General features: G+C 66.4%; 11 protein-coding genes. 8 read left to right on the forward strand and 3 right to left on the reverse strand.

What is annotated here, in order from left to right; all coding sequences use genetic code 11:
- Positions 1 to 11: 11 nt before the first annotated feature.
- The 8 genes from ISP25_RS19020 to ISP25_RS19055 are packed head-to-tail and all read left to right on the forward strand — an operon-like array spanning position 12 to position 8,424.
- Positions 12 to 1,334: an acetylglutamate kinase gene (locus ISP25_RS19020; protein WP_192156566.1), complete on the forward strand. Its 1,323-nt coding sequence runs from the start codon at positions 12 to 14 to the stop codon at positions 1,332 to 1,334.
- Positions 1,334 to 1,951: a GNAT family N-acetyltransferase gene (locus tag ISP25_RS19025; RefSeq protein WP_404615992.1), complete on the forward strand. Its 618-nt coding sequence runs from the start codon at positions 1,334 to 1,336 to the stop codon at positions 1,949 to 1,951. The genes ISP25_RS19020 and ISP25_RS19025 overlap by 1 nt, the downstream gene beginning before the upstream one ends.
- Before the next feature lies 1 nt (position 1,952).
- Positions 1,953 to 2,933, forward strand: a complete 981-nt coding sequence (argC, locus tag ISP25_RS19030) for an N-acetyl-gamma-glutamyl-phosphate reductase (RefSeq protein ID WP_404615993.1) — start codon at positions 1,953 to 1,955, stop codon at positions 2,931 to 2,933.
- A gap of 55 nt (positions 2,934 to 2,988) precedes the next feature.
- Positions 2,989 to 4,350: a proline--tRNA ligase gene (gene proS, locus ISP25_RS19035; protein WP_404615994.1), complete on the forward strand. Its 1,362-nt coding sequence runs from the start codon at positions 2,989 to 2,991 to the stop codon at positions 4,348 to 4,350.
- Positions 4,347 to 5,642 (forward strand): argininosuccinate lyase, encoded by a 1,296-nt coding sequence (locus ISP25_RS19040; protein ID WP_404615995.1) that lies wholly within the window; start codon positions 4,347 to 4,349, stop codon positions 5,640 to 5,642. Before proS ends, ISP25_RS19040 begins: the two co-directional genes overlap by 4 nt.
- A 12-nt stretch (positions 5,643 to 5,654) precedes the next feature.
- Complete coding sequence (locus ISP25_RS19045; protein WP_404615996.1) at positions 5,655 to 6,014, forward strand: cupin domain-containing protein; 360 nt, start codon at positions 5,655 to 5,657, stop codon at positions 6,012 to 6,014.
- Entirely contained in the window at positions 6,011 to 7,162 is a 1,152-nt protein-coding gene (gene proB / locus ISP25_RS19050; RefSeq protein ID WP_404615997.1) for a glutamate 5-kinase, read from the forward strand. The genes ISP25_RS19045 and proB overlap by 4 nt, the downstream gene beginning before the upstream one ends.
- The gene (locus ISP25_RS19055) at positions 7,159 to 8,424 is read left to right on the forward strand and encodes a glutamate-5-semialdehyde dehydrogenase (protein WP_404615998.1); all 1,266 of its coding nucleotides are present in this window, start codon (positions 7,159 to 7,161) and stop codon (positions 8,422 to 8,424) included. Before proB ends, ISP25_RS19055 begins: the two co-directional genes overlap by 4 nt.
- Before the next feature lie 47 nt (positions 8,425 to 8,471).
- Here ISP25_RS19055 and ggt read toward each other — a convergent pair whose 3' ends face one another.
- The 3 genes from ggt to ISP25_RS19070 all read right to left on the reverse strand — a co-directional run bounded on the left by ggt (position 8,472) and on the right by ISP25_RS19070 (position 15,282).
- The gene (gene ggt / locus ISP25_RS19060; RefSeq protein ID WP_404615999.1) at positions 8,472 to 10,136 is read right to left on the reverse strand and encodes a gamma-glutamyltransferase; all 1,665 of its coding nucleotides are present in this window, start codon (positions 10,134 to 10,136) and stop codon (positions 8,472 to 8,474) included.
- 318 nt (positions 10,137 to 10,454) lie between these two features.
- Positions 10,455 to 12,050: a tetratricopeptide repeat-containing sulfotransferase family protein gene (locus ISP25_RS19065; protein ID WP_404616000.1), complete on the reverse strand. Its 1,596-nt coding sequence runs from the start codon at positions 12,048 to 12,050 to the stop codon at positions 10,455 to 10,457.
- Positions 12,051 to 12,162: 112 nt separating this feature from the next.
- Positions 12,163 to 15,282 (reverse strand): TonB-dependent receptor, encoded by a 3,120-nt coding sequence (locus tag ISP25_RS19070; RefSeq protein WP_404616001.1) that lies wholly within the window; start codon positions 15,280 to 15,282, stop codon positions 12,163 to 12,165.
- Positions 15,283 to 15,547 lie beyond the last annotated feature (265 nt).

Below are 15,547 nucleotides of genomic sequence, written 5' to 3' on the forward strand. Positions count from 1 at the left end.
AAAGGATGACCATGGAAACTCATACGCATACACGGAAAACCATCGTGCGCCTGCTCTCCAGCATGGGCAGCGCGAAGGAAATCCAGCAATATCTCAAGCGCTTCTCCGAACTGGATTCCAAGCGCTTCGCCGTGGTGAAGGTCGGCGGCGCGGTGCTGCGCGACGAGCTGCAGGATCTCGCTTCCTCACTTACCTTCCTGCAGCAGGTCGGCCTCACGCCCATCGTGCTCCACGGCGCCGGACCGCAGCTGGACGAGGAGTTGTCTGCAGCCGGTATCGTCAAGCAGACGGTGAACGGCCTGCGCGTCACTTCACCGAAGGCGCTGGGCATCGTGCGCAAGGTGTTCATGCAGCAGAACCTCAAGCTGGTCGAGGCGCTGCAGGCGATGGACACGCGCGCCACCGCCGTGCCTTCGGGCGTGTTCATGGCCAGCTACCTCGATCGCGATCAGCTCGGCATGGTGGGCAAAGTGGAGGGTATCAACCTCGCGCCGATCGAGGCCAGCCTGCGCGCCAACTCGATCCCGGTGATCGCCAGCCTGGGCGAAACCGACGAAGGGCAGATCCTCAACATCAACGCCGACGTCGCCGCCAACGAACTGGTGCGCGTGTTGCAGCCGTACAAGATCGTGTTCCTCACCGGCACCGGCGGCCTGCTCGATGGCGAGGGCAAGCTGATCGACTCGATCAATCTCAGCACCGAGTACGAACACCTGATGGCGCAGCCGTGGATCAACGGCGGCATGCGCCTGAAGATCGAGCAGATCGCCGACCTGCTGAACAGCCTGCCGCTCACCTCGTCGGTGTCGATCACGCGCCCCGCCGAGCTGGCCAAGGAGCTGTTCACCCACAAGGGTTCGGGTACGCTCGTGCGGCGCGGCGAGAAGGTGCTGCGCTTCGAGTCGTGGGACGGCATCGACCGGGTGCGCATGCGCGAGCTGATCGAGTCCAGCTTTGGCCGCACCCTGGTGCCGGACTACTTCGAACGCACTAGGCCTTACCGCATCTATGTGAGCGAGAATTATCGCGCGGCGATGATCCTCACCGAGGAAGACGGTCTGCCGTACCTCGACAAGTTCGCCGTGCTCGACGACGCTCAGGGCGAAGGGCTGGGCCGCGCCGTGTGGCAGGTGATGCGCGAGGAAAATCCGCAATTGTTCTGGCGCTCGCGCCACCACAACCAGGTCAACATCTTCTACTACGCCGAATCCGACGGCTGCCTCAAGCAGCCGCGCTGGAAGGTGTTCTGGTACGGCCTGGACAGCAACTTCGACACCATCGCACGCTGCGTGGCGCATTGCGCGCAACGCCAACCTACCCTGGTGGACCCATGATGACCGATACCGACCTGCCGCTGGCCTGGCGCGATACTCCCTCGCTGGCGGGGCGATACGTTTCCCTCGTTCCGTTGGAGGCGACGCACCTCGAGGGGCTGCGCAAGGCGCGCGACCATGCGGGACTCGACGGCCTGTGGTTCACCAATACGCCTTCGATGGACGACATGCCTTCCTATCTGGACGCCGCGCTGCAGGCGCGCGACGAAGGCAAGGTGCTGCCGTTCGCCGTGCTCGACCCGCACGGCGAGCTGGTGGGCACCACGCGGTTCTACGGCCTGGAACCGGTGGTGCCGCGGATCAGCATCGGCTACACCTGGTACGCGCCGCGCGTGCAGCGTACGGGCGCCAACACCGAGACCAAGTTGCTGCTGCTCGGTTACGCCTTCGACACGCTGGGCAGCATTTGCGTGAACCTGGAGACCAGCACGCTCAACGCTCGCTCGCGAGCCGCCATCGCAAGGTTGGGCGCGAAGCAGGATGGCATCCTTCGCAACCACAAGCGCCATGCCGACGGCAGTCCGCGTGACACGGTGATGTTCTCGATCATCGACGGCGAGTGGCCCGAGGTGAAACGCAATCTGCAGGCGAAACTGCAGCAGCACGGAAACGCATGACATGAACAGGAAAACCATCGGCATCGTCGGCGCACGCGGCCACACCGGGGCGGAACTGATTCGCCTGATCGCGGCGCACCCGTCGCTGGAGCTGCGCTTCGTCTCCTCGCGCGAGCTGGACGGCCAGCGCGTCAGCGAACACAGCGATGCCTACGCGGGCGAGCTGCGCTACGAGAACCTCGATCCCGCTGCCGTGGCTGCCAAGCACGCCGATGTGGTGATCCTTGCGTTGCCCAACGGCAAGGCCGCACCTTACGTGGAAGCCATCGACAAGGATGCGCCGGACACGGTGGTGGTCGACCTCTCCGCCGACTACCGGTTCGACAAGGCGTGGTACTACGGCCTACCCGAACTCACCCGCCACAAGTGGCGCGGCGACGGTACCTATCAAAGCCGGCGCATCAGCAATCCCGGTTGCTACGCCACGGCGATGCAGCTTTCCATCGCGCCGCTGAAGGAGTTGCTGGCCGCGCCGCCGGTGTGTTTCGGCGTGTCCGGCTATTCCGGCGCGGGCACCACGCCCTCGGACAAGAACGATCCGGAAAAGCTGCGCGATAACCTGATGCCGTATTCACTCACCGGCCACACGCACGAAAAGGAGGCCAGCTTTCAGCTCGGCCTGCCGGTGGAGTTCATGCCGCACGTGGCGCCGCATTTCCGCGGCCTTACCGTCACCACCAACCTCTACCTTGCCAAGCCGCTGAAGCGCGAGGAGGTGCTGGCGCGCTTCCGTCACGCCTACGCGGGCGAGCCGCTGGTGCAGGTGCTGGATGAGGCGCCGTGGGTGAGCCGCATTGCGCATCGGCACCACGTCGAGATCGGCGGCTTCGCGCTGTCGGCCGACGGCAAGCGCGTGGTGGTGGTCGCGACGCTGGACAACCTGTTGAAGGGCGCGGCCACCCAGGCCATGCAGAACGTCAACCGCGCCATCGGCAGCCCGGAGCTGGCCGGCATTCCGCTGGACGTCGCCGCACGACCGTGAAGCGGCATGCCGCCGCTTCCGCCGTCGTTCGCCACGTTCCTCCGGAGTTCCCGCCATGCGTCTTTCGCATTATCTGTTGCCCACCCTCAAGGAGAATCCTGCCGAAGCGCAGATCGCCTCGCACCGGCTGATGCTGCGCGCCGGCCTGATCCGGCAGGAAGCCGCCGGCATCTATGCCTGGCTGCCGCTGGGGTTGCGCGTGCTGCGCAACATAGAACGCATCGTGCGCGAGGCGATGGATCGCGCCGGTGCGGTCGAGCTGCTGATGCCCACGCTGCAGCTGGCCGAGCTGTGGCGCGAGAGCGGCCGCTACGACGTCTACGGTCCGGAGATGCTGCGCATCCGCGATCGCCATGAGCGCGAGCTGCTGTACGGGCCAACCAACGAGGAAATGGTCACGGAGATCTTCCGTGCCTGCGTGCACTCCTGGCGCAACCTGCCGCTGACCCTGTACCAGGTGCAGTGGAAGTTCCGCGACGAGCAGCGGCCGCGCTTCGGCGTGATGCGCGGCCGCGAGTTCCTGATGAAGGACGCCTATTCGTTCGATCTCGACGAGGCGGCCGCGCGGCGCTCGTACCAGCGCATGTTCGTCGCCTACCTGCGCATGTTCGCGCGCATGGGCCTGCGCGCGATCCCGATGCGTGCCGAGACCGGGCCGATCGGCGGCGACCTGTCGCACGAGTTCATCGTGCTGGCGCAGACCGGCGAGTCGGCGGTGTACTGCGACCAGGCATTGTTGCAATTGCCGGTGCCGGGCGAAGACGTGGACTATGCGGGCGATCTGTCGCCGTTGATCGCGCAGTGGACCGGCCCCTACGCGGCCACCGAGGATGTGCACGACGCGGCGCGCTTCGAGCACGAGGTGCCGGAGACACGGCGCGTGCTGGCGCGCGGCATCGAAGTCGGCCAGATCTTCTACTACGGCACCAAGTACGCGCTGCCCATGAAGGCGCACGTGACCGGCCCGGACGGGGCCGAGCGGCCGGTCCACGGCGGCTGCTACGGCGTGGGCGTGTCGCGCCTGCTCGGTGCGATCATCGAAGCCGGCCATGACGGGCAGGGCATCGTCTGGCCCGAAGCCGTGGCGCCGTATCGCGTGGGGCTGGTCAACCTCAAGATCGGCGACGCACGTACCGACGCGGCCTGCGCGATGCTGCAGGAACGCCTGGCGCAGGCCGGCACCGAAGTGCTGTACGACGATACCGACGAGCGCCCTGGCGCCAAGTTCGCCCGGATGGACCTGATCGGCCTGCCCTGGCAGCTGATCGTGGGGCCGCGCGGACTGGAAGCCGGCACGGTCGAGCTGAAGCACCGGGCCAGCGGCGAGCGCCGCGAACTCACGGCGGAGGCCGCGCTGCAAACGCTGGCCGCGCCACACCCTTTCGATACGGACCAGACAGGCAGGCAATCACCATGAGCGATCTTTTGTGGCAGAAGGCGGGCGTTGCGACCAACGAACGCATCATGCGTTTCCTGGCCGGCGATGACGTCGTGCTCGACCGCGAGTTCTTCCTGCACGACATCGCCGCCAGCAAGGCGCACGTGGAAGGCCTGGCGCACATCGGCGTGGTGAGCGCCGATGAAGCAGCCGCGCTGAAGCGCGAGCTGGATGTGCTGGCGGAGGATTTCAAAGGCGGGGCCTTCGTGCTGGACGAACGCTACGAGGACGGCCACTCCGCGATCGAGGCGCGCCTCACCGAGCGGCTGGGCGACGCCGGCCGTCGCGTGCACACCGGGCGCAGCCGCAACGACCAGATCCTGGTCGCCACGCGGCTGTGGCTGAAGGAAAAGCTCGAGGCGCTGGAAGCGCATTGCCGCGCCATTGCCGAAGTGTGCCTGCAGCGTGCCGCGCAGCCGGCCATCCCGCTGCCGGGCTACACCCACCTGCAGCGCGCAGTGGTGTCGTCCACCGGCATGTGGTTCGCGGGTTTCGCCGAAGGCTTCATCGACAACGCCTTCCGCGCCCGCGGCACGCGCGAGCTGGTCGACGCGAATCCGCTCGGCACCGCCGCCGGCTACGGCGTGAACCTGCCGCTGGACCGCGCGCACACCACCGCCGCGCTCGGCTTCGGGCGCATGCAGGTGTCGCCGATCTACGCCCAGCTCTCGCGCGGCAAGTACGAGATCGCGGTGCTGGAAGCGATCGGCGCGGCGATGCTGGACGTGCGCCGCATGGCCTGGGACCTGTCGCTGTTCACCACCGCCGAATTCGATTTCGTGAAGCTGCCGGGCGAGTACACCACCGGCAGTTCGATCATGCCGAACAAGCGCAACCCCGACGTGGTGGAGCTGTTGCGCGCCAGCTACGCCAGCGTGGCGGCGGCGCGCACCGAGATCGAGCAGCTGCTGTCGCTGCCCTCGGGCTACCAGCGCGACCTGCAGTTCTCGAAGGGATCGATCTTCCACGGCGTGCGCCACGGCTTGATGGCGCTGGAGCTGGTGCCCGACCTGCTGGCGCGGCTGCAATGGAACGAAGCCGCGATGCGCGCCGCGATCGAGCCGGCGATGTACGCCACCGACGTGGCCATCGAGCAAGCCGCCGCAGGCGTGCCGTTCCGCGATGCCTACCGTGCCGCAGCCGAGACGGCCGCCTCGGCGGGGCAGGGGCGCACGCCCGAGTCCAGCCTTGCGCAACGCGTTTCGCCGGGATCCGGCAACGACCTTCGCCTGCATGAATTGCATGCTAGGCTTGGACGTCTGGACGTCTAAACGGAGATGGTCATGTCGGTGGTCGGTACGCGCAATGCCGAACATTATCGCTGGGGACAAGGCTGCGATGGCTGGCACCTGCTGGCAGGTGACGACCTCAGCGTGATCGAGGAACGCATGCCGCCCGGCACGGCCGAGCTGCGTCACCGCCACATGCACGCGCGGCAGTTCTTCTACGTGCTGGAAGGCGAGGCCGTGCTGGAGCTGGAAGGTGCCCCGCACCGGCTGAACCGCGGCGAAGGCCTGCACGTGCCGCCGGGCGCGGCGCACCAGATGCGTAACGACAGCGACGCAGGCACGCGCTTCCTGGTGGTCTCGTCGCCGAAAAGCCACGGCGATCGAGTCGCCGCGCCGCTGGGGGCAGGCGCGTGAGCGCGCACCTGCCGGAACAGGCGCTGCCCGGCTGGCGATGCGCCGTGGTCAAGGTCGGCAGCAACCTGCTGGCCGCGGACGGCGGCGGCCTGACCGATCGCTATGCCTTGGCACTTGCCGGTTTCATCAACGCCAGCCACGCCGCAGGACGGAAAGTGGTGCTGGTGTCCTCCGGCGCGGTGGCCGCGGGGCGTGCCCTGTTGCGCGAGCATGCGCCGGCCGCGGGCGACCTCGCGGCACGGCAGGCGCTGGCTGCGCTGGGACAGGCACCGATGATCGCCTTGTGGCAGTCGCTTTCCGCGCGCCCGGTGGCGCAGGTGCTGCTCACCCACGACGACTTGCGCAACCGCCGCCGCTACCTCAACGCGCGCAGCACGCTGCGCGGACTGCTGGCGCTGGACGTGCTGCCGGTGGTGAACGAAAACGACACGGTGGCGGTGGACGAACTGAAGCTCGGCGACAACGACAATCTCGCCGCCATCGTCGCGGCGCTGGTCGATGCCGACCTGCTGCTGATCGCCTCGGACATCGATGCGCTGTACAGCGCCGATCCGCGTCGCGATCCGCAGGCGGCACCGATCGCCCGCGTGGGGGCGTTGACGCCCGAGGTGCTGGCGATGGCGGGTGGCAGCGGCAGCGTGGTCGGTACCGGCGGCATGCGCACCAAATTGGAAGCGGCGAGCAAGGCTGCCGCTGCGGGCATCCCCACCGTGCTGTTCGGCGGGCGCGATGCGGTGACGGTGGAGGCGCTGGGCCGCGATCGCCTGCGCGGCACCCTGATCGATGCCGCCGCGACGCGCATGCAGGCACGCAAATACTGGCTGCGCCACGCACCGGCCGCAGCAGGGTGCATCAGCGTGGATGCCGGCGCGGCGCACGCGCTGGCGGGTGGTCGCGCGTCGCTGCTGCCGGGCGGCATCGCCGGTGCGCGGGGCGAATTCCAGCGCGGTGACCTGGTGGAGATCGTGGATGCCGGCGGCAAGGCGGTGGCGCGCGGTCTTTGCCAATACGCCGCGGGCGAAGTGCGTCGGCTCGCCGGGAGGCACAGCCGCGACATCGAGGCGGTGCTGGGCTACAGCTACGGCAGCGAGGTGGTGCACCGTGACGACCTCGTCGCGCTTGAAACCGCGGGAGGCATGACGGTATGAGCGAGATCCGTTTCCTGGCACAGGCCTGCTGCGATGCGGTGCCGGCGATGGCCGGGCTAGACACCGATACCAAGGCGGCGTTGCTGCGCGACATGGCGGCTGCCCTGGAAGCCCGTTCCGCCGATGTGCTCGCCGCAAACGCGCAGGACATGGCGCAGGCCGCCGCCAAGGGCGTGCAGGGCGCGATGCTGGATCGCCTGCGGCTGGACGAAGCGCGCGTAGCGGCCATCGCCAACGCCTTGCGCGAAGTGGCCGAACTGCCCGACCCGGTCGGCCAGGTGACGCGTCGCGAGACGCGCCCGAACGGTCTTGCGGTGGAGCGCGTGCGCATCCCGCTGGGCGTGGTGGCGATGATCTACGAGGCACGCCCCAACGTCACCGCCGATGCTGCGGCGCTGTGCCTGAAGGCCGGCAATGCGGTGATCCTGCGCGGCGGTTCCGAGGCCATCCATTCCAACACCGCCATCGCCGCGGCCCTGCACGATGCCTTGCGCGCGCATGGCCTGCCGACGGCGGCGGTGACGCTGATGGAGGACCTGCGCCGCGAGGCCATGGTCGAGCTGCTGCAGTTGACCGACCTCGTCGACCTCGCCATTCCGCGTGGCGGTGAGGGATTGATCCGCTTCGTCGCCGAGCACGCGCGCGTGCCGGTCATCAAGCACTACAAGGGTGTCTGCCATCTCTACGTGGACCGCGCGGCCGACCTCGACCTGGCGCTGGATCTGCTGGTCGACGGCAAGACCTCGCGCCCCGGCGTGTGCAATGCGCTGGAGACCCTGCTGGTGCATCGCGACGTGGCGGTCGATTTCCTGCAGCGCGCCGCGCTTACGTTGCGCGAACGCGGTGTGGAACTGCGCGGCGATGCGCGTACGTGCGAACTGGTGCCCGATGCGAAACCCGCCATCGAGGACGACTACGCTGCCGAGTTCCTCGACCTGATCCTGGCCGTGCGCACGGTGGACAGCCTGGACGAGGCCATCGCGCACATCCGCCGCTACGGCTCCGACCACACCGAGGTCATCGCCACCCGCAACGAAGCCGCCGCGCAACATTTCGTGCAGGCGATGCGCTCGGCGGTGGTGATGGTCAATGCCTCTTCGCGTTTCAGCGACGGCGGCGAGCTGGGGCTGGGTGCCGAGATCGGCATCTCCACCACGCGATTGCACGCCTACGGCCCGATGGGCGCGGAGGCCCTCACCATCGAACGTTTCGTGGTGCGTGGCGAAGGGCAGGTCAGGCACGCGCAGAGCCGCGTGCGGTAACGCCGTGCATGCGGAAGCGGCGACGCTCCCGCATGCACGAAAGCAGGTCAGTAGCCTGCGGCCAGACCGGCAGGCGTCCTGGGGTCGCTGGCGCCTTCCCGGAGCCCCGTGCGGGGATCGATAAGGATGGCCTCGTCATCGCCGATCCCCTTGCGCATTTCGAACTGGTAACCCATGGCCTCCAGGGCCTTGCGGGTCTGCGGTGTCACCAGCCCGGGCTCGATGTAGACGACGTCGGGATACCATTGATGGTGCATACGCGGCGCGTCGATCGCCTGCTGCACGTTCATGCCGAAATCGATCACGTTGACGATGCTTTCCATCGTGGTCGAGATGATCGTCGCGCTGCCGGGGCTGCCGGTCAGCAGGAACGGCTTGCCGTCGCGCAGCACGATGGTGGGCGTCATCGAACTCAGCGGGCGCTTGCCGGGTTCGACCTGGTTGACCACGCCCTGCACCAGGCCGGCGCCGTTCGCCACGCCGGGCTTGCCGGTGAGGTCGTCCATCTCGTCGTTGAGGAAGAAGCCGGTGTCGCCGGCGATCTGGCGGATGCCGAACAGGTAGTTGATGGTGTAGGTCACTGCGACGGCGTTGCCGTCCTTGTCGATCACCGAGTAGTGCGTGGTGTGGGTGCCCTCGGGCTGGCCCAGGCTGCCCTGGATGTCGGACGACGGCGTGGCCTTGTCAGGCTGGATGCCGGCCCTGATCTCGGCCAGGTGGTCGGCGGATAGCAGCCGGTCGACCGGGTTGTGCGCGAAGGCCGGATCGCCGAGGTAGGTATTGCGGTCGGCGAAGGCACGACGCTCTGCTTCGACCAGGTAGTGCAGGCTTTTGACCGACCCATAGCCCCATTGGCCGAGCGCATAGGGTTCGACCAGCTTGAGAATCATGCAGACGGTGACGCCGCCAGAACTGGGCGGCGGCGCTGAAACGATCGTGTAGCCACGGTAGTCGCACTGCACCGGCTTGTCCCACTGCACGGTGTAATCGGCGAAATCCTTCATCGAGAGGATGCCGTGGTTGGCCGTGCTCGCCTCGACCAGCTTGCGGGCGATCGGCCCCTTGTAGAACGCATCGGTGCCGCCCTTTGCGATCTGCTCCAGCGTTTGCGCCAATTGCTTCTGCACCAGGCGCTGCCCGGCCACGTAGGGTTTGCCGTGGTCGAGGAAGATGGCCGCGACGTTCGGGTACTTGGCGAAATCCTCCGCGCTGTCGTCCAGGAAGTCCACGTCGCCCTGTTCGAGCACATAGCCTTCGTCGGCCAGCCGGATCGCCGGCGCGATGACCTGCTGCAGCGACATCGTGCCGTATTTCTTCAGCGCCTCGTCCAGTCCCATCACCGTGCCCGGCACGCCTACGCCGAGATAGCTGTCCGTGCTGAGCCCTGGGATCACGTTGCCCTTGGCGTCCTGGAACATGGTCGGGGTGGCCTTCAGCGGGGCCTTTTCGCGGAAGTCGAGGAAGACGTTGCGGCCGTCCTTGAAATGGATGGTCATGAAGCCACCGCCGCCGATGTTGCCGCAGCAGGGATGCACCACGGCCTCGGCGTAGCCGACCGCCACCGCGGCGTCGATGGCGTTGCCGCCGCGCTTGAGGATGTCCAGCCCGACCATGGAGGCCAGGTGTTGCGCGCTGACCACCATGCCGTGTTTTGCGATGACCGGTTTCGCCAGCTTCAGCGCGGACTGGGTGGAGGCGGGCGCACTGGCCATTGCGACGGTTTGTGGCGGGTTTGCATCGCGCGCGTGCGATGGCAGGCAGCACGTGACGAACGCAGTCGCCAGGACGTGGCGTTGCCATTCCGGCAATACACGACGCCCATGTCTCGCTTGGTCCGCTCCGCGTTGTGGCCGCGGTGTGCTGGTGTCGGACATCCGTTCAGTCTCCTCGCCGTGTCGCAGCAGCATAGCCATGCGTGCGACGGCCACTCCAATGAAAAGACGCGCAAGGGGCATAACCGGCGGTTGTGGGCACGCACGCCGGTCCCACCGATGGCTGGATTTCAGTTCATGCGTTCCGGCTTGCCGCGCTCAATCCGCCAATACGCCCGCATTGCGCAGGCGTTGGCGCAGGCCGTCCAGTTTGTCGCCGTAACGCGCGCTGCGCGCGGTGTCGCGGCGCATGGGTTGCCGCACTTGCGCGGCACTGGGCGAGCTCAGCACGGCACGCGAGGTTTTGTGGAAGTCCAGGCAGGCCGAATCGAACGGCAGGCCACAGAAATCCAGCAGGCGGCGGATGGTCGGCTCGGGCTCGGCGGTCAGCGTCTCGTATTCGAGATCGAACACCTGGCCCGCGTAACGCTCCAGCCAGAAGCGCGTCAGGCGGATGAAGTCGATGCAGTAGTCGGCCATCTCGTCGAGATCGCAGGTGAAGCTGCTCTGCTCGGTGAAGAGCTGGCGGAAGCACCCCAGGCAGGTTTCCAGCGGATCGCGTCGCACCACCACCACGCGTGCCGACGGCAGCATCGCCAGCGCGGCGCCCACGAGGTACCAGGTGACCAGGCTCTTGTCGGTGAAGCGAGGCTTAGTCCTGCGCCACTGCGCAGTGCGCGCCAGGTATTCCTGGCCCAGGCGTTGCCAGTCCGCCGCGCTGGCATGCGGCGTCCACAGCGGGAACGCGGAATGGCGGCGACGCGTTTCCGCATCGATCACCTGCGACAGGTCCTTGATCTCGTTCGCGCCCTCGACCTCGGGATGCGAGGCCAGGATCTGCTCGACCAGGGTGGAGCCGGAACGCGGCACGCTGACGATGAAGATGGCTTCGCGGCCCATTGCGGGATCCAGCGGCGCTGGCGTGTCGTGTGCAAAGACGCGCTGGATCGCTTCCACCCGTCGCCGTTCGCCTGCGGCATCCCAGTGCACGCGCTTGCGTCGCGAGGCATTGGCTTGCCGGAACAAGTCGAAGGCCTGGGTGTAATCGCCCTGGTCCTCCAGGGCCTTGGCCAGCGAGAAACCCAGCAGTTCGTGGTGGCGGGGCGATTGCCCGCCACGCGCCAATGCCTGTCGCAGATGAGTTGCGTCGGAGGCGTCGAAGCGCACGGTATTGAGGTTGGACAGGCCGAACCACGCTTCGGCGTTGCCCGGATCGCGCCCGAGCACCTCGCGGAAGCCGGCCACCGCGGTATCGATCTGGCCCTGGCTGGCTTGCGCCTTGGCCAATGACAGGCGAGCAGGGAGATGCGCGGGCACGAGCTCGAGCGCGCGGCGCAGTGCGCCGATGGCTTCATCGGCGTGTGCCTGCCGCCAAAGCGCCTCACCCAGATTGAACCAGGCTGATGCAGAGGCAGGGTCCAATTCGCAGCCGCGCCGAAGGTGCGCCAAGGCTTCTTCGATCTCGCCGCGTTCGTGCAACGCGATGCCCAGCCCTACATGCAGGTCGGAGTCGTCGGGCCACACCGGCAGCACGCGCCGGAAACAGTCGACGGCCTTGGTCTGGTCGCCGCGGTGCTGAGCCATGACTCCGAGCATCCGCAATGCGTCCGCGTTGCCGGGGGCGAGCGCCAGCACCTGCTGGATCGAACGCTCTGCGGCATCAGGTTGCCGTTGCTGCCATTCCGCGCGCGCCCGTGCCAGCAACTGGACGACTGCGTGAGGCGGGGACGAGGGATGCGTGGTTTCGCTGCTCATGCCACCAAGCTACACAAGTCGTCCGCGGGCTGCAAAAAATCGCCAGGAGCGATGTTCGACATCAAAAAATGCGCCGGGCAAGTGCCCGGCGCGTGGGGAGGCCATGCATGGCTCAGAAATCGTAGGCAACCGAAAGACGCACGTAGCGTGGGTTGTACGTGTCCTGCACGCGGCCGTAGTCCGGGTTGGGCGTGGAGGTGGTGCTGTAGAAGTCGTTGTAGAAGATCGTCGTCTGATCGTTGAGTACGTTGAACACGGTGAGGTTGAAGTCGAGTTTCTGCTGCGCCCACTTCGGCTTGTAGTCCAGGCTGAGGTCGACGTCATGCACCCACGGAGTGAAGCCGAGCGAGCCGGGCGGTACGGGCTCGCCGCCGCACCAGTAGTAGGTGTGCGAGCCGTGCAGTGCGATCTGAGCCGGTCCGTAGCCGCCACGGCACATCACCGGCGTGCCCGAGGTGATGTACAGGTTGGCACCGACCGTCCACTCCGGAGTGAGCGCATAGGAGCCAAAGATCTTGAACTGGTGCTTGCGGTCGTTCGGCAATATGCCGCCCGAATACTGCATGCGCTCCGGGAAGTCCCAGGCGGTGGTGAGGGACTCGTACGAGCCGCCCTGCTGCGAGAATGTGCTCACCGGGCCTTCGTCGTTGCCCCAGCTGCGCGAGAACACGTAGTCGAACTTGGCGAACCACTTACCGTCCCAGGCGTGCTCCAGCGACAGGTCCATCGAGTAGTAGCGACGTTCCGGTCCCTTCGGGAAATCCTGGTCGGCGCCGGTAAGCGTCACCGGCACGACGCTGCCGTTGGGTGACAGCATCCAGATGTCGTTGGTCTCGCCCGGATTGACCAGTACCAGACTCTGCGCGTAATTGGAGCAGTTCTGCGGCGTCATCCACGAGTAGCCTTGCGCACGGCCGGCCGCGCATTCGATCTGCTCGTCGTCGAAGTCGTCGATGATGCGGTTCATGCGCTGGTAGGTGCCGGTGGCGCTGAATACCCAGTTCGTGCCCAACATGTTGAACTGCTGCTGCAGACCCAGCACGTAGTTGTCGGAGAACTCGGCCTTGGCGTTGCTCGCGGCGGAGAGGCGCGGATCCTTCGCCTGACCGTATTCGCTGTCGATGGACACTCCCGTCGACGGATTCTGTGGCAAGGGCGTGAAACCGGTTGGCACGCCGGTCACCGGGTCGACGCCGGTGTAGGTGCCGTAGATGCCGGCATTCGTCACCGGGGCAGCGATGGACAGTGCCACGTTGGTAGGCAGCGAGAGGTAGTAGCGGCCGGCATTGCCGAACACCTTGAGCGAGGCGTCGCCGTGCACATCCCAGCTGAAGCCCAGGCGCGGCGCCCACTGCGGCTTGGTTTCGCGGATATAGGGCACGCCGGAGGCGTCGTAATTCACGAACTGGTCGTTGCGTATGCCCAGGTTGAGCAGCAGGTTCGGGGTGACCTGCCAGTTGTCCATGACGTACTGGGCGCGCTGCGTCACGCGCACAGTGGCGACGCTGATGTCGGTGTGCTTCTGCACGTAGTAGCAGGTCTGGCCATTGCACTGGCTGGAGGGCGCGACATACGGCGGCACGTTCGGGTCGACGCCGAACACCGGTTGGCCGGCGATGCTCTCGCCGTAGATCCACTGGTAGCCAGGGCCGGTGTCCACCGAGCCGTCATCGATATCCCAGGAGTTGATGTTGTCGATGCCGACCTGGAAGTCGTGGTTGCCCAGTTTCCAGTCGAGGCTGAGGCGGTAGTTGGTGATCGACTCGCGGTGGTCAGGGTCGCTGAGCGTCGAATTGGACTGCGCATTGACGACGCCGCCGGGCGGGACGAAGGCCGGATCTTGCATGGACGCGTAGGCGACGTGCGGCAGCTCGGGGTCGTAGCCCGGATAGGCGGGCTGCGTCGAGTAGTACTGGCCATGCATCTTGCCGACGGTGGCGTTCAGCGTGATGTCGTCGGTGATGTAGGAGGTGTAGTTCAGCACCGCCATCTTGAACACGGTCTTGTTGTACTGGCCGAGGTAGGCGAAGGCGCCGTTCTGCAGCGTGCTGTAGTCGAAGTCGTAGTAGGTGCCCTGCGTCTGGTGCGCGTTCTGCAGGTAGCTCAGCGTCAGCACGTTGCTGTCGTTGATGTTCCAGTTCAACTTGCCGTAGAACTTTGGATCATGTTCGGTGAAGGTGTCGGAGACGCCGTTGCCGAATTCCTGGGTGCTGTGGTATTGGCTGTCATCCTTTTCGGCGCTCAGAAAGAAGAACAGCTTGTCCTTGATCAGCGGTCCACTGACGTAGGCGTCGTAGATCTTTTCCTCGGAGGTATTGCCGTTTCGGTACACGGCCATGTCGCCGGGCGAATAGGCCGGATCCCCTGCAAGCAATGGATTGGCGTAGTAGAGGTTGTCCGGATCGGCGCGCATGCTGGCCGGCTGCCACAAGGCGCGTACGCCGAAGTGCCAGTCGTTGGTGCCGCTCTTGCCGATCTGGTTGATCACGCCGCCGATGGAACGGCCGTAACGTGCGTCGTAGCCGCTGATGTAGGTCTGTTGCTGGTCGATGGCGCCATAGGGCAGGGCGATGCCGCCCGAGTTGTTGAGCGCCTCGGTGGTGTTCATGCCATCGACGTAATACGCGTTCTCCGCCGTGGAGGCGCCGCCGAACACGTTCATCGGCGTGCCGAGCGGACCGGTGCCGAGTTCGGGCGAACCCATGTTGACGCCCGGCGCCAGCATGGCGATGTCTTCGGCGGTGCGCGCCAGCGGCAGCTGCTGCAACTGCTTGGAGGTGATCGTGGTGACCTGGTTGGTAGTGGTCACGTCGATCGGTGGCGTGGTGTTGGCGGTGACGTGGATCGAGTTGAGGTTGACCGCGTTCGCGGGGCCGCCGGCGGCTGAGGTGAAATCGACCGCCACCGCACCTGCCGCCACCGGCATGACGTCGGTGCGGGTCTGCACGACCTGACCGTTCTGCAGCAGCGATACCGTGTAGTTGCCCACCGGCAGGGTGATCGAATACCTGCCGGAATCGCTCACCGGAATGCTGCGATTGAAGCCGCTACCGCTGGTGATCTGGACGGTTTCGCCGGGTGCCACCGGCACCGTGCCGTAGATGGTGCCATTGGTCGCCTGCGCCCACGCCGTGCCTGCAGCGCCGCAGGCCAGCAGGCCTATGGCAAGGGGCAATGCCTTGCGCTTGAGAACGTTGTTACGGTGCATCACGCGCTGGGATTTGCCCTTCATGTATTCACTCCACTGTGGTGAAACGCGGGGTATCGCGACTGGATTCGCAAGCGGGTGCCATCGTCCGGACGATCCGCGCGCCCAGAATGGGTGGCGCGCGTGCGTGTCGTCGGATCGAATGCGGGCGTGGAGATGCCGAAACGTGGCGGCATCGCGGCATGTCACGGCGCTGGCGTTCCCTGGGTTCGCCCTGCGTCTGGCAGCGATGCGCATCGAGCGGACATCCTCCATGCCCACAGTGCTGATCGAGCGTAGTCCGCGGCGA

The organism is Rhodanobacter hydrolyticus (genome assembly GCF_044904645.1).

Bases quoted from the DNA above. Each gene is read 5' to 3' on its own strand.
- ISP25_RS19020 (WP_192156566.1), top strand. From the start codon at position 12: ATGGAAACTCATACGCATACACGGAAAACCATCGTGCGCCTGCTCTCC.
- ISP25_RS19025 (WP_404615992.1), top strand. From the start codon at position 1,334: ATGACCGATACCGACCTGCCGCTGGCCTGGCGCGATACTCCCTCGCTG.
- argC (WP_404615993.1), top strand. From the start codon at position 1,953: ATGAACAGGAAAACCATCGGCATCGTCGGCGCACGCGGCCACACCGGG.
- proS (WP_404615994.1), top strand. From the start codon at position 2,989: ATGCGTCTTTCGCATTATCTGTTGCCCACCCTCAAGGAGAATCCTGCC.
- ISP25_RS19040 (WP_404615995.1), top strand. From the start codon at position 4,347: ATGAGCGATCTTTTGTGGCAGAAGGCGGGCGTTGCGACCAACGAACGC.
- ISP25_RS19045 (WP_404615996.1), top strand. From the start codon at position 5,655: ATGTCGGTGGTCGGTACGCGCAATGCCGAACATTATCGCTGGGGACAA.
- ISP25_RS19055 (WP_404615998.1), top strand. From the start codon at position 7,159: ATGAGCGAGATCCGTTTCCTGGCACAGGCCTGCTGCGATGCGGTGCCG.
- ggt (WP_404615999.1), bottom strand. From the start codon at position 10,136: ATGGCCAGTGCGCCCGCCTCCACCCAGTCCGCGCTGAAGCTGGCGAAA.
- ISP25_RS19065 (WP_404616000.1), bottom strand. From the start codon at position 12,050: ATGAGCAGCGAAACCACGCATCCCTCGTCCCCGCCTCACGCAGTCGTC.
- ISP25_RS19070 (WP_404616001.1), bottom strand. From the start codon at position 15,282: ATGAAGGGCAAATCCCAGCGCGTGATGCACCGTAACAACGTTCTCAAG.